At 62.4% G+C, this 12,874-nt stretch carries 13 protein-coding genes and 1 tRNA gene; 2 read left to right on the forward strand and 12 right to left on the reverse strand.

Features of this window, described 5'->3' with window-relative positions:
• Positions 1 to 70: 70 nt before the first annotated feature.
• From ACODS0_RS15545 to ACODS0_RS15565, 5 genes are all read right to left on the reverse strand, one after another.
• On the reverse strand, positions 71 to 1,561 hold the full coding sequence (locus ACODS0_RS15545; RefSeq protein ID WP_488835903.1) for an ABC transporter substrate-binding protein: 1,491 nt from the start codon (positions 1,559 to 1,561) through the stop codon (positions 71 to 73).
• Between the two features lie 102 nt (positions 1,562 to 1,663).
• Entirely contained in the window at positions 1,664 to 2,533 is an 870-nt protein-coding gene (locus ACODS0_RS15550) for an ATP-binding cassette domain-containing protein (protein WP_488835905.1), read from the reverse strand.
• A complete protein-coding gene (locus tag ACODS0_RS15555) occupies positions 2,530 to 3,564 on the reverse strand; it encodes an ABC transporter ATP-binding protein (RefSeq protein WP_488835907.1) in 1,035 nt (344 codons plus the stop codon). The genes ACODS0_RS15550 and ACODS0_RS15555 overlap by 4 nt, the downstream gene beginning before the upstream one ends.
• A 33-nt stretch (positions 3,565 to 3,597) precedes the next feature.
• On the reverse strand, positions 3,598 to 4,470 hold the full coding sequence (locus ACODS0_RS15560; protein WP_488835909.1) for an ABC transporter permease: 873 nt from the start codon (positions 4,468 to 4,470) through the stop codon (positions 3,598 to 3,600).
• A 7-nt stretch (positions 4,471 to 4,477) separates the two neighbouring features.
• Complete coding sequence (locus ACODS0_RS15565; RefSeq protein WP_055399075.1) at positions 4,478 to 5,440, reverse strand: ABC transporter permease; 963 nt, start codon at positions 5,438 to 5,440, stop codon at positions 4,478 to 4,480.
• Between the two features lie 208 nt (positions 5,441 to 5,648).
• Between ACODS0_RS15565 and ACODS0_RS15570 the strand changes: the two genes are divergently transcribed.
• Positions 5,649 to 5,906 carry a YfhL family 4Fe-4S dicluster ferredoxin gene (locus tag ACODS0_RS15570; protein ID WP_055399073.1) on the forward strand — a complete coding sequence of 86 codons (258 nt, stop codon included), beginning with the start codon at positions 5,649 to 5,651 and terminating at the stop codon, positions 5,904 to 5,906.
• A 118-nt stretch (positions 5,907 to 6,024) separates the two neighbouring features.
• Here the strand turns inward: ACODS0_RS15570 and pth are convergent, their stop codons facing one another.
• The 7 genes from pth to ACODS0_RS15605 form a co-directional block, all read right to left on the reverse strand.
• Positions 6,025 to 6,633 carry an aminoacyl-tRNA hydrolase gene (gene pth, locus ACODS0_RS15575; RefSeq protein ID WP_055399071.1) on the reverse strand — a complete coding sequence of 203 codons (609 nt, stop codon included), beginning with the start codon at positions 6,631 to 6,633 and terminating at the stop codon, positions 6,025 to 6,027.
• 157 nt (positions 6,634 to 6,790) lie between these two features.
• A complete protein-coding gene (locus tag ACODS0_RS15580; RefSeq protein WP_055399069.1) occupies positions 6,791 to 7,426 on the reverse strand; it encodes a 50S ribosomal protein L25/general stress protein Ctc in 636 nt (211 codons plus the stop codon).
• 171 nt (positions 7,427 to 7,597) lie between these two features.
• Entirely contained in the window at positions 7,598 to 8,572 is a 975-nt protein-coding gene (locus ACODS0_RS15585) for a ribose-phosphate pyrophosphokinase (protein ID WP_055399067.1), read from the reverse strand.
• Positions 8,573 to 8,618: 46 nt separating this feature from the next.
• A tRNA-Gln gene (locus tag ACODS0_RS15590) sits at positions 8,619 to 8,695 on the reverse strand.
• A 30-nt stretch (positions 8,696 to 8,725) separates the two neighbouring features.
• Entirely contained in the window at positions 8,726 to 9,583 is an 858-nt protein-coding gene (gene ispE, locus ACODS0_RS15595; protein WP_488835913.1) for a 4-(cytidine 5'-diphospho)-2-C-methyl-D-erythritol kinase, read from the reverse strand.
• Positions 9,584 to 9,613: 30 nt separating this feature from the next.
• Positions 9,614 to 10,105, reverse strand: coding sequence for a lipoprotein insertase outer membrane protein LolB (locus tag ACODS0_RS15600; protein ID WP_488835914.1), 492 nt, complete (start codon positions 10,103 to 10,105; stop codon positions 9,614 to 9,616).
• 44 nt (positions 10,106 to 10,149) lie between these two features.
• On the reverse strand, positions 10,150 to 11,928 hold the full coding sequence (locus ACODS0_RS15605; RefSeq protein WP_488835915.1) for a tetratricopeptide repeat protein: 1,779 nt from the start codon (positions 11,926 to 11,928) through the stop codon (positions 10,150 to 10,152).
• Positions 11,929 to 11,957: 29 nt separating this feature from the next.
• Here ACODS0_RS15605 and mutM point away from each other — a divergent pair, with 29 nt between their 5' ends.
• Positions 11,958 to 12,773, forward strand: a complete 816-nt coding sequence (gene mutM / locus ACODS0_RS15610; protein WP_431152016.1) for a bifunctional DNA-formamidopyrimidine glycosylase/DNA-(apurinic or apyrimidinic site) lyase — start codon at positions 11,958 to 11,960, stop codon at positions 12,771 to 12,773.
• Positions 12,774 to 12,874 lie beyond the last annotated feature (101 nt).

A 12,874-nucleotide genomic window follows, 5' to 3' on the forward strand; every position in this document is an offset into this window, starting at 1 on the left:
CCCCTGCCCGCATTGCGCAGCAATGCGAGAGCGGGGGGAAGGCCCGAAGGGCCTCAGGGGGGGGCCCATCTCAAGACCAGGACAGCGCGGAGATGTCGTTCACGAACACGGGCATGTCTTTCCACAGGCCCTTGAGGTTCTTGTTGGCCACCGTGATCCATTGGTTGGAGTACAGGAAGGCGTGCACTGCATCGTTGGCCAACAGGCGCTGCGCATCGCCCAGCAGCTTGGCGCGGTCGGCGGGGCGTGCAGCGTTCTTGATCTGGGTGAACAGGTCGTTGAATTTGGGCGAGTTGTAGGCCCAGTAGTAGTCGGGCTTGGCAAAGTTGCCCAGGTCGAAGGGCTCCACGTGGCTGATGATGGTCAGGTCGTAGTTCTTGCTGCCGTAGGTGCCGCTGAGCCACTGCGCCCATTCCACGTTCTGGATCTTGGCGACGATGCCGACCTTGGCCAGCTGGGCGGCCACCACCTCGCCGCCCTGGCGGGCGTAAGGCGTGGGGGGCAGCGTCATGGTCAGCTCCAGCGGCGTCTTGATGCCGGCTTCGGCCAGCAGCTTCTTGGCCTTCTCGGGGTCGTAGGGGTTCACGCCCGTGGTGTCCACATAGCCAAAGGCGCCAGGCACGTAGTGGCTGCCAATGGGCGCACCGTAGCCGTCGCCCGCGCCTTCGATCACGGCCTTGCGGTCAATGGCTGCGGCAATGGCGCGGCGCACGCGTACATCGTCCAGCGGCTTCTTGCCGTTGTTGATGGCCAGAATGGTCTTGGCGCGCGAGCCTGCCACGATCACCTGGTACTTCGGGTTGGCCTTGAACTGTGCCACGCTGCGCGGTGTGACGCGCGGGAAGGCGTCCACGTCACCGGCCAGCAGGGCGGCCACCTGGGCGGCGGGGTCGGAGATGAAGCGGAAGGTGGCGCGCTTGATCTTGATGGCCTTGGCGTCGCGGTAGCCGTCCCACGCGGTCAGCACCACGGATGATCCCTTGTTCCAGGCCTGCAGCTGGTAGGGGCCGGTGCCCACGGGCTTGTTCGCGTTGGTGTCGGCGCTCTTGGGCTCCACGATGATGGAGGTGGCCTGGCCGAGGATGAACAACAGGTCGGGGTCGATCTCCTTGTTGAGCAGCACCACGGTGTAGTCGTCCACCACCTGGGTGGTGATGCCTGCAAAGGTGCGCTTGTCCTTGTTGGTGCTCTTCTCACCGCCCGCGCGGTCGTACGAGAACTTGACGGCCGCAGCGGTGAAGGGCTCGCCGTTCTGGAACTTCACGCCACGGCGCAGCTTGAAGGTGTAGGTCTTGAGGTCGGGCGAGACCTCCCAGCTTTCGGCCAGCAGGGGCGACACGCTGCCGTCGGGGTTGATCTTGGTGAGCGTCTCGAAGATGTTGTACTGCACGATCTCGGCGATGGCAGACGCGGCACCGGCTGTCGGGTCCAGGCCTGGGGGCTCCAGCGTCATCGCCAGCGTCACCGCATCTTTGCGGCTTTGCGCCAGGGCGCCAAGCGAGGTGGTCAAGGGCACAGCGGCGATGGCGCCAGTGGCAAGGACGGTACGGCGGTTCAGCATGTTCGGACTCTCCAGACAAAAAACCAGACGAAGACCCCGGCGCCTTTGCAATGGGTTACCGGGGAGCACAAAAGCTTTTTACACCATCACATCGGTATTTGGTTACACGATTTTTGCTGCGGCCGCAGCAGCGGCACGGCGCGCCCTTGCACGGCCCGGCAGCACCTGCGGCACCGCACCCACCAGCGATTGCGTGTACGGGTGCTGCGCGTTGCGGAACAGCTCTCCGGGAGAACCCCGCTCTACGATGCGGCCCTGGTAGAGCACCACCACCTCATCACACAGGTGATTCACCACCGCGAGGTCGTGGCTGATGAGCATGTAGGTGATGCCGAACTGCTGCTGCAGGTCCTGCATCAGGTTCAGCACCTGGGCCTGCACCGACACGTCGAGCGCGCTCACGGGTTCGTCCGCCACGATGAGGCGGGGCCGCGTGATGAGCGCACGCGCTATGGCGATGCGCTGGCGTTGGCCGCCAGAAAACTCGTGCGGGTACTTGCCCAGGTCATTGGTGCGCAGGCCCACTTGCGACAGCACCTGGCCCGCTTGCTCGCGCTGTTCGGCACGCGTGGTCAGCCCCTGCGCCTGCAGTGGCTCGGTCACGATGCGCTCCACCGTCTGGCGGGGGTCCAGCGAACCATAGGGGTCCTGGAACACCATCTGAAAGTCGCGCCGCGCCTGCCGCAGTTCTTCCGTGGGCAGCTGGTGCAGGTTGCGGCCCAGCAGCTCCACCGTGCCAGCGGTCGGCGCATCCAGCGCCATCACCAGCCGGGCCAGGGTGGATTTGCCCGAGCCCGACTCGCCCACCACACCCAGGCTGCGCCCGGCGGCAATCGAGAAGCTCACGCCGTTGAGGGCTTGCACCTTGCCTGGGGGCTGGAACAGGTGCTCGCGCGGCAGCGTGTATTCGCGCACCAGGTCTTTCACCTGCAGCAGGGGGCTGTTGCTGGCGTTGTGTGTTTTGTCGCTCATGCAGCCACCTCCACACCTTGCACTGCGCCGCGCGCTTCGGCGATGGCTTCGCGGCGCAGGCAGCGCACCACGTGGTCGCCATCGGCATCGGTGGCCACCAGGGTGGCCGGGGGGGACTCGTGGTGGCAGGCGTCGATGGTGTAGCTGCACCGGCCCGCAAAAGGGCAGCCTGCGGGCAGGTCCACCAGCTCAGGCACCGTGCCGGGGATGGTGGACAGGCGGGGGCGTTGGCCGGGCGTGTGCGCGGCACCCAGGTGGGGGCGTGCCGCAAACAGGCCCCGTGTGTAGGGGTGTGCCATGGCCGAGAAGACGGACGCGGTGGAGCCGCTCTCCACCACACTGCCGCCGTACATCACCATCATGCGGTCCACGTTCTGCGAGATCACGCCCAGGTCGTGCGAGATGAGGATCATGGCCATGTTGCGCTCGGCCACCAGGTCGCTGATCAGGTCCAGGATCTGCTGCTGGATGGTCACATCGAGCGCCGTGGTCGGTTCATCGGCAATCAGCAGGTCGGGCCCGCAGGCCAGGGCCATGGCAATGGTGATGCGCTGGCGCTGCCCGCCCGAGAACTGGTGTGGGTAGGCATCGATGCGCTGCGCCGCGTTGGGAATGCCCACGCGGTCCAGCAGCGCGATGGCTTCCTTGCGGGCGCTGCCCGCATCCATGCCCCGGTGCAGACGCAGGGGCTCAGCCACTTGGCGGCCAATGGTGTGCACGGGGTTCAGGGCGGTCATGGGCTCCTGGAACACCATGCCAATGCGGTTGCCGCGCATCTTGCACATCTGCGCATCGGTGCGGCCCACCAGCTCTTGCCCATCAAAGCGGATGCTGCCGGTGACTTGTGCACTCTCGGGCAGCAGGCCCATGAGCGACATGGCGGTGATGGACTTGCCACAGCCCGATTCACCAATCAGGCCCAGGGTTTCACCGCGCGCCAGAGAAAAATTCACGCCGCGCACGGCATCGGCCGGGCCGCGGTGCGTCTGCAGGCGGATGCGGAGGTTGGAGACTTCGAGCAGGAAAGACATGGAGAACAGTTCGTGCAAGGTTCGGCGGAGGTTTCAGCGCTTGCGCGACAAGCGTGGGTCCAGCAGGTCGCGCAGACCGTCACCCAGCAGGTTCAGCCCCAGCACGGCCAGCGCAATCGCCACACCAGGCCAGACGGCCAGCAGCGGGGCTTGGAACATCAGCGTCTGTGCTTCGCTGAGCATGCGGCCCCAGGAGGGTTGGGGCGGCTGGGTGCCCAGGCCCAAATAGGAGAGGGCGGCTTCGGCCAGGATGGCAATGGCGAACTGGATGGTGGCCTGCACGATGAGCACCGACAGGATGTTGGGCAGCACATGCTCCAGCGTGATGCGCAAGCTGCCCTTGCCGCAGGCGCGCGACGCCAGGATGTACTCACGCGACCACACCGCGTTGGCCGATGCACGGGTGACGCGCGCAAACGTCGGGATGTTGAAGATGCCGATGGCAATGATGGAGTTGACGATGCCCGCGCCGAACACAGCGGTGAGCATGATGGCGGACAGGATGGCCGGGAAGGCAAACGTAAAGTCGGCCAGCCGCATGATGAGTTCTTCGACCCAGCCGCGCTTGGCCGCAGCCAGCAGGCCCAGCGCCGTGCCAACGGTCAGCCCGATGCCCACGGCGATCACGCCCACCAGAATGGAATTGCGCGCACCCACCAGCAACAGCGACGCCACATCACGCCCAAAGGCATCGGTGCCCAGCCAGTGTGTGCCCGTGGGCGGCTGCAGCTTGGAGGCCAGGTCCATCTCGTAGGGCGACCAGGGTGTCCAGACCAGCGACAGTGCAGCGGCCAGCAGGAGCAGCAGCGACAGGATGGCGCCGATCACGAAGCTGCGGTGGCGCAGCGCGCGGTGCAGCCAGCTGGGGGCAGAGGTGACAGAAGGCGAAGGAATGACAGCGTTCATGGGGGGATCAGATGTCGGAGGCCTTCACGCGCGGGTCGATCACGGCGTAAAGGATGTCCACCACGAAATTCACGATGACCACCATGGCGGCGAGCAGCATCACGCAGTTGCGCACCACGATCAGGTCGCGGTTGGAGATGGACTGGAAGATCAGGCGCCCCAGGCCGGGCAGGTAGAACACGTTCTCCACCACGATGGTGCCCGCCAGCAGGTTGGCAAACTGCAGCCCCATCACGGTGATTACCGGGATCATGGCGTTGCGCAGCACATGGCCCCAGAGCGCCGCGCGCTGCGACAGGCCCTTGGCGCGGGCAGTGCGCACAAAGTCTTCGCGCAGCACCTCCAGCACGGCCGAGCGCGTGATGCGCGCGAGGATGGCGGCCTGCACCACGGCCAGCGCAATCGCGGGCAACAGCAGGGCCTTGAGGGCTTCGAGTGGACTACCACCAGCGTCTTCGGTCCAGCCGGGGAAGCCACCGGCCGAGAACCACTGCAGTTTCACGGAGAACAGCAGGATCAGCAGGATGGCGAACCAGAAATTGGGAATGGCAATTCCGATCTGCGCCAGCCCCATCACGCCGACATCACCGATCTTGTTGTGGCGCGATGCTGCATACACACCTGCCACCAGGGCCAGCACGGTGGTGATGACCATGGCCATCAGTGCCAACGGCACCGTGAGGGCCAGGCGTTCCAGCACCAGGTCGAGCACGGGTGAGCTGTAGGCATAGCTGTCGCCCATGTTGCCCACCACCAGCCCGCTCACCCATTGCCAGTAGCGCAGGCTGGCGGGCTGGTCCAACCCCAGCTTGCTGGCCAGCGCAGCCACGGCTTCGGGCGAGGCGTCGGGTCCCATGAGCATCTGGGCGGCGTTGCCCGGAAGGATCTCCAGCACCAGAAACACAACAATGGACGCGCCGATAAGCGTGGCCAGGAGGGTAATAAACCGCTTGAGAAAAAACAGGCCCATGGGTGAGGTGGGTGAGGAGAGGGTTAGGGCGCGCGGGCGTCAAAATTAATGTGTATACACAGCATAACGGTAAAAACATCCCCGTCAGCGGTGGTGGGTTGCAGTGTGGCATGCAAGGCACATGCCACCAGCGCGGGATAATACGGAGCATGAACCGCGCCGCGTACCCCGTCTCCATTGTTTTTGGCCCTGTGCCCAGGGAGGCCGTATGGCGCTGATGATCACCGACGAGTGCATCAACTGTGATGTGTGCGAGCCCGAATGCCCTAACCAGGCCATCTATCTGGGGCAGGAGATCTACGAGATCGACCCGAACAAGTGCACGGAATGTGTGGGGCACTTTGACGAGCCCCAATGTGTGCAGGTCTGCCCCGTCGCCTGCATCCCCGTGAACCCGCAGCACGTCGAGAACCGCGAAACCCTGTGGCAGAAGTTCCAGCGGTTGCAGGCACCAGCTTCGAGTTAGTTTGTAGTGTTTTTTGGCTCTAGCGCTTATCTATTAAGCGCAAGAAGCTATAAAAATAATAGCTATTGACAGAAAGGGATGCGACGGACCGTCGTTCCCCTTATCCCTGCCGCGCCGCTCAGTCTTCTGCAGGGCGGGGGGGCTTGGGGCGCGGCGGTTTGGTGGTGTGGATGAGCAAGGTGGCCTTGTCCATCTCGCCCGCCAGCATGGCCGGGTAGGCCTTCAGCGAATGGACGATGCTGTCTTCGATCAGCGTGCGCTGGTCGGGGGAGGGCTTTTTGAGCACCCAGTTGGCGACTTCGCTTTTCACGCCCGGGTGGCCGATGCCCACGCGCAGGCGCCAATAGTCAGGGGAGCCGAGCTGGCCATGGATGTCCCGCAGGCCGTTGTGCCCTGCATGGCTGCCGCCGCGCTTGAGCTTGACCTGCCCTGGCGGAATGTCCAGTTCGTCATGCACCACCAGGATTTCTTCGGGCTGGATCTTGAAGAAGCGCGCCAGCGAAGCCACCGACTTGCCGGAGAGGTTCATGAAGGTCTGTGGCTGCAGCAGCCAGACGCTTTGCCCATGCACCGTCGTGCGCGCTACCAGCCCGTGGTAGCTGCGCTCGGGCACCAGCGTGGCCTTGAGTTCGCGCGCCAGCGCATCAATCCACCAGAAACCGGCGTTGTGGCGGGTGGCTTCGTAGTCTGGCCCGGGGTTTCCAAGGCCTACAAACAGCTTGATCATTGGCGGGATTATCGGTGGGTGTGGGGTGGTTAGAGCCAGACGGTTTGCAGATGCGAATGGCTTTGCGCCAATGAAAACGGCCCACACAAGGTGGGCCGTTGGGGGTCAACGCCGCAGGGCGGGCTGACCGGGTGAAGTCATCGAGGTCGTTGACCGATTACTTCTTGCCCTTGCCCTTGCCCTTGGCATCGGCAGCAGGAGCGGCTTCGGCAGGGGTCTCAACGACCACCACTGGAGGCACCACGGACACCAGCACGGGGTTGTTGTTCTGACCGCCACGGATCTTGGCCGTCACGCCCTTGGGCAGCTTGATGTCCTTCAGGTGCAGGGATGCGCCCTTTTCCAGCTTGGACAGGTCCACAGCGATGAACTCAGGCAGGTCCGAAGGCATGCAGGTCACGTCCAACTCGTTCACGATCGGGTTGACCATGCACTTGTCGACCTTGACGGCGTTGGACTCGTCAGCACCGCTGTAGTGCAGTGGCACCTTCATGTGCAGCTTGGTCTTTTCGTCCACGCGCTGGAAGTCGATGTGCAGCACGAGTTGCTTGTAGGGGTGGTATTGCACGTCACGCAGCAGAACCTTGGAGGTCGTGCCGGCAACTTCCATGTCCAGCACGCTGGAGTGGAAAGCTTCCTTCTTGAGGGCGTGCCACAGTGCATTGTGGTCCACCTCGATGAGTTGGGGTTCGGCGGTGCCACCGTAGACGATGCCAGGCGTCTTGCCCGAATTGCGCAGACGGCGGCTCGCACCCGTACCTTGCTTGGCGCGCTCAAAAGCGACGAAGTTCATAACTAGCTCCTGAAAAGGACAGACCGCGACCAGTCTTGCCCTGTTTTAAAAAGGCCCGCGATAGCAGGCCACACTTCGTTCCCGAACCAACAGACAAGCCTCCCGAAGGAGGCTTGGTGTCCTGATCAACCGTCTTTCCAAGCCAAAGGCCTCTTGCGAGCCCCGCGTTTGTCAGAACAGGTTGTCTTGGTCCGAGAACAGACTCATCACCGACTCACCCTTGGCAATGCGCTGGATCGTCTCTGCGATCAGCGGGGCCACGGAAAGTTGGCGAATCTTGGCGCATCCCCGGGCGTTGTCGCTCAGCGGGATGGTGTTGGTCACCACCACTTCATCGAGGGCCGAGCCCTTGGCGATGCGTTCGATGGCAGGACCCGAAAAAATAGGGTGCGTACAGTAGGCGTACACCTTCTTGGCGCCACGCTCCTTGAGCACTTCAGCGGCCTTTACCAGCGTGCCGGCGGTGTCGATCATGTCGTCCATGATCACGCAGTTGCGGCCTTCGATTTCGCCGATCACATGCATGACTTCGGACACGTTGGCTTTGGGGCGGCGCTTGTCGATGATGGCCAGGTCGCAGTTGAGCTGCTTGGCCAGTGCACGGGCGCGCACCACGCCACCCACGTCGGGCGAGACCACAATCAGGTCTTCATAGTTCTTCTGGCGCAGGTCGCCCAGCAGCACGGGCGACGCGTAGATGTTGTCCACCGGGATGTCGAAAAAGCCCTGGATCTGGTCGGCATGCAAGTCCATGGTCAGCACGCGTGCCACGCCCACAGCTTGCAGCATGTTGGCCACCACCTTGGCGGTGATAGGCACGCGCGTCGAACGCGGGCGGCGGTCCTGGCGGGCATAGCCGAAGTAGGGGATCACGGCGCTGATGCGCTCAGCCGATGCACGCTTGAGCGCATCAACCATGATCAGCAGTTCCATGAGGTTTTCGTTGGTGGGGGCGCAGGTGGACTGCACCACGAAAACATCGCGTGCACGCACGTTTTGCTTGATTTCAACGGTGACTTCACCGTCGGAGAATCGACCCACGTCAGCCGCACCGAGGGTGGTGCCGAGGTGTTGGGCAATTTCAGCTGCCATGCCTGGATTGGCATTGCCGGTGAAAACCATGAAGTCGGGGTGGTTGGCTTGCATGAGCGTCCCAGCAGTCTGAAATAAAAGCCCGTACGCGGAAAGCGTTTGGCAGGGGAAGAAGGATTCGAACCTTCGCATGCCGGAATCAAAATCCGGTGCCTTAACCAGCTTGGCGACTCCCCTACACAGGTCAACTACCGAAGGCAGCTAACCTTAATTCTTGCCTGATGCCCAACCTGCCAGAGGATGAACCATCAGATTTTCACATTCCTTAACTTGCCAGCCCTGTGGGGCTCCACTCAAGTCAACTGCATGTGACATATGCGCAAACACTGCACTTCCTGAGCCTGTCATCCTGCCTTGCAATCCTCGGGCATCGAGCCATTCAATGGCTTCGGTAACCTCGGGGCAAAGTGCCTGGGCAACTGGCTGCAAGTCGTTTCGACCGAAGTCAAAATGTGCTGCAGCAAAGCCTAAGATTGTAGCACTATCTGAATCGCGTTTCAAACTTGGTGACGAAAAAATTGCTTTTGTCTCCAAGCCTGCAGCGGGCTTCACGATGGCAAAGCGCGCTTGCGGTAGTTGCTGTGCTTTCTCAAGCGGCGTGATTGTCTCACCAATTCCTTCGACCCAGGCGTTGTGACCGCGTAAAAAAAATGGAATGTCTGCACCGAGCTTCAGACCAATAGCTTCCAGTGCCGATTGCGACAGGTTCAGACCCCACAACCTGTTAAGGGCAAGCAAGGTGCTGGCTGCATCGGAAGAGCCACCACCCATGCCCGCCTGCGAGGGGATGTTTTTCACGACGCCAATGTGTGCACCCTGGGTGCAGCCGGTGGCTCGCTGCAGTGCGAGCGCGGCCTTGATCGTCAGGTCTAGCTCTGGCAGTGCCGTGCCCAGGTCTTCGCGTGTGATAGCGCCACCGGCGCGGCGCTCGAAATGGAGGGTGTCGCACCAGTCGATCAACATGAAGACCGACTGCAGCAGGTGGTACCCGTCCGCGCGTTGGCCTGTGATGTGAAGGAACAGGTTGAGCTTTGCCGGAGCCGGCACGTCATACAGGGATTGCATGGCAACGAATAGGGCGCGTGAGGAGGGCGGCTAGCGGGTCAGTGCAATGCGCAAAGTGGCCTGGGGGGCGGGGTCGTCGCGGTGTGCCACCAGTCGCCCCTGTTCCAGGGCCGAAAGGTCGGCCCTCCAGCCTGGCACGGTGGTTTGTACACCCTTGAGCCAAGCGAAGAGGGCGGCCACGGGGATGCGCGCGCCCGTCACATCCTGCAGCAGTGCGTCGAGCGAATCAGAGGTCCGCGATTCTTGCGCGCTGGTCAGCTGTGCATGGCCATCTTTCCATTCCAGCTGTGCGATGCGGCTGCCGAGCGGGCTGATCAGTGCAAGCCCCCCGGTCTGTGCATTGCCCCGCAGTTCGAATATTGCAGAGAACGACTGCGATGCCTGTCCTTCCACCTGCAGGGCGATACGCCCATTCCAGGCATCTTCTTCGCCTGCAGGTACCTGTGGCGGCTGCGCGCAGCCGACCAGCCACAGTGCGCAGGCCACCCACAACAGCAGCCCGGCGAGACGGGGGCCGACCATGAGGCGCGCAACGTGTTGAAAAGGAGTTCTTGAACCTCCGTACATCAAAGGCTCACCCCAAGGCGCTTCAGCGTTTCTTTCAGCGTTTCATTGTCAGGGCTTGTCCGCGCGCCTTCTTTCCAGACCTTGAGAGCAGCTTCCTTGTCACCCAGGCTCCAAAGCACCTCACCGAGATGCGCTGCGATTTCTACATCCGGGCGAGCTTTGTAGGCGGTTTCCAGGTGCCGCTTGGCCTCTGCCTTGTTGCCCATGCGAAATTCCACCCAGCCCAGACTGTCGGTAATGAAGGGATCGGAGGGGGCGAACTCCAGTGCTTTCAGAATCAGCTGTTTGGCTTCGTCCAGTCGCACGCCCCGGTCTGCCAATGAATAACCGAGGGCGTTGTAAGCATGGTGGTATTGAGGCTTCTGGGAAATCACCTGCCTCAGCAGCTTCTCCATAGTCTCCGGGTGACCCGCTTTTTCGGCCAGCATGGCTTGGTCATACACCAGTTCGGCGTCATCAGGTGCGAGCGCCACAAGCTCGCTCTGGACTTGGTAGGCTTCCTCGTAAAGCCGCAGGTCACGCAGTAGCTGCACCTCGGCCAGCAGCTTCATACGTTTGTCGTCAGCAGAGGTTCCTGGCAGGTTTCGCAGCAGTTCCCGCGCCTGGGCCACTTTGCCCTGCCGTGCCAGCAGCGACGCGCGGCGGCTTTGCGCACTGAACGCTTCGTCCACGTTGTCGATGCGGTTGAGCCACGCCTCTGCAGCGGCAAAATCGCCCTTCTTCTCTGCGAGCTGTGCGGACAGCAAATAGGCTTGCGTAAGCCCTTTCTGACGCACTTCAGGATCGGTCGCGGCGGAGGTGAGCTCCATGAAGCGCTGCAGCGCACTCTCTGCAGCGGAGAGCCTGTTGTCTTGCAACTGCAGGGTGGCCAGCACCAGCCAGGCCTCTACCAAGTCTGGTTTCTCTTTGGTGACGTATTCCAGTTGACGGGCAGCATCGGGATAGCGCTGCAAGCCCAAAAGAACCCGCGCATAGCCCATTCGCAACTCTGGCACGGGTTGCTTGGCAAGTGCTTGTGTTACCAGTGGTTCGGCCTCGGGGGTGTTCTCTTCCATCAGCTCCAGCGCCAGCCTGGCGGCCCCCTCATTGGCGTCGTCAAGAGCCTGCGCGCGCCGAGCGGCATCCAGTGCCCCCGATTTATCGCCCGCAGCGAGGCGAAGGCGACCCAGGGATACCCAGGCCACAGGGCCGGTGGCAGGGTGGGAAAGCTCGTCCACGAGGGCGGCTTCCACCACCTTCGCTGCCAGCGCCTTGTCGCTGGCACGCCCATACATCTGGGGCAGTGCGGACAGGGTCGAAGCCTTTGCGCGGGGGGATGATTGGGCGAGCTCCTGGCGCAGCAGATCGGGTGTTTCGCCAATACGGTTCAGTGCAACAAGAATTTGCAGCACATAGCGATTTGCCTCGCGCGACTGTGGCAGGGCCTCTTTCCACGCCTTGGCAGCTGCCAGTGCATATTCACCCGATCGTGACTGCAAGGCGATATCTGCGGCCCTTTGGTAGAGTTGGCCGTCTGCGCTGCGGCGTGCAGCCTCCAGCATGAAGGCATAACCAGCACCGGGGTCGCCTGTCCGGGCGCTGATTTCGCCCAGGAAAATCTCGTAGAACAATTCAGCATCCAGTGCCGGGTTGGATACCACTGGAGATTCATCTGTGGCGGGGCGGCTGTCACTGCCGGTCTGTTGTGCCCATGCTGAGTGGGCGGATACCGCGATCACGGTCGTCAATGCGGCAATCCGAAAGCTGTGAAATAGCACCATCGGGTCATAATAATCCATGCCTGTTAACCCATTGCCGGGGTCTTTGTATGCCTGAGTTGCCCGAAGTGGAAGTGACCCGCCGCAGTTTGGTTCAGGCCATCACTGGCGCCCGCATTGAGGCGGTCACCCTCGGCAAATCCTTGCGCTGGCCTCTGGGGTGCGCGCCACAGACTTTGGTGGGGCAGCAGGTGATGGGCCTGCGCCGCCGCGGAAAATATTTGCTGGCCGATACCAGTCGAGGAGTTCTGCTTGTGCATCTTGGGATGTCGGGCAGCCTGCGCTTCGGCCAGGGGTTACCGGCGGCCGGAGTCCACGATCACTTTGACATGCTGACCAGCCAGGGGACGCTGCGGTTGCACGATCCGCGCCGATTCGGTGCCGTGGTGTACGTTCATGGGGAGCAAGACCCTGTTGCGACCAAGCTTCTGGGCGGGCTGGGAATGGAGCCGCTGTCTGACGGATTCTCTCTTGCTGTTTTCCAGGCTGGTCTGAAAAAGAGCCAGATGCCCATCAAACAGTTGCTCTTGGCTGGCCGGCTGGTGGTGGGGGTTGGCAATATCTACGCGTCAGAAGTGCTTTTTCTGGCTGGAATCCGTCCCACGACGAGTGCGTCGCGTATCGGGCCTGCGCGGGTGCTCAAATTGCACGCTGCCATTCGGTCTGTATTGGCGCGGGCCGTGGATATGGGGGGCAGCACGCTGCGCGATTTTTCCAATGCAGATGGAATGGCAGGCCACTTTCAGACCCAGACCAACGTTTATGGACGCGATGGAGCGCCATGCCATGTTTGTGGCACTTCGATAAAGGTGCTGCGCCAGGGGCAGCGGAGCAGCTATTTTTGCCCGATGTGCCAGCGGCCTTGAATCAGGTCAAGCACCAATTCGCCGTGGCATGACGGCCCGCGAGCGGTCGATGCTATATTTTGTGTATGCCTGCCCTGCAGGCCATTCTTAGATCTCTGGGA

The sequence above is a fragment of the Acidovorax sp. FG60 genome (assembly GCF_057808995.1).

Excerpts from the sequence above, each read along its gene's own strand:
- ACODS0_RS15545 (WP_488835903.1), bottom strand. The coding sequence starts at position 1,561 with ATGCTGAACCGCCGTACCGTCCTTGCCACTGGCGCCATCGCCGCTGTG.
- ACODS0_RS15550 (WP_488835905.1), bottom strand. The coding sequence starts at position 2,533 with ATGAGCGACAAAACACACAACGCCAGCAACAGCCCCCTGCTGCAGGTG.
- ACODS0_RS15555 (WP_488835907.1), bottom strand. The coding sequence starts at position 3,564 with ATGTCTTTCCTGCTCGAAGTCTCCAACCTCCGCATCCGCCTGCAGACG.
- ACODS0_RS15560 (WP_488835909.1), bottom strand. The coding sequence starts at position 4,470 with ATGAACGCTGTCATTCCTTCGCCTTCTGTCACCTCTGCCCCCAGCTGG.
- ACODS0_RS15565 (WP_055399075.1), bottom strand. The coding sequence starts at position 5,440 with ATGGGCCTGTTTTTTCTCAAGCGGTTTATTACCCTCCTGGCCACGCTT.
- ACODS0_RS15570 (WP_055399073.1), top strand. The coding sequence starts at position 5,649 with ATGGCGCTGATGATCACCGACGAGTGCATCAACTGTGATGTGTGCGAG.
- pth (WP_055399071.1), bottom strand. The coding sequence starts at position 6,633 with ATGATCAAGCTGTTTGTAGGCCTTGGAAACCCCGGGCCAGACTACGAA.
- ACODS0_RS15580 (WP_055399069.1), bottom strand. The coding sequence starts at position 7,426 with ATGAACTTCGTCGCTTTTGAGCGCGCCAAGCAAGGTACGGGTGCGAGC.
- ACODS0_RS15585 (WP_055399067.1), bottom strand. The coding sequence starts at position 8,572 with ATGCAAGCCAACCACCCCGACTTCATGGTTTTCACCGGCAATGCCAAT.
- ispE (WP_488835913.1), bottom strand. The coding sequence starts at position 9,583 with ATGCAATCCCTGTATGACGTGCCGGCTCCGGCAAAGCTCAACCTGTTC.
- ACODS0_RS15600 (WP_488835914.1), bottom strand. The coding sequence starts at position 10,105 with ATGGTCGGCCCCCGTCTCGCCGGGCTGCTGTTGTGGGTGGCCTGCGCA.
- ACODS0_RS15605 (WP_488835915.1), bottom strand. The coding sequence starts at position 11,928 with ATGGATTATTATGACCCGATGGTGCTATTTCACAGCTTTCGGATTGCC.
- mutM (WP_431152016.1), top strand. The coding sequence starts at position 11,958 with ATGCCTGAGTTGCCCGAAGTGGAAGTGACCCGCCGCAGTTTGGTTCAG.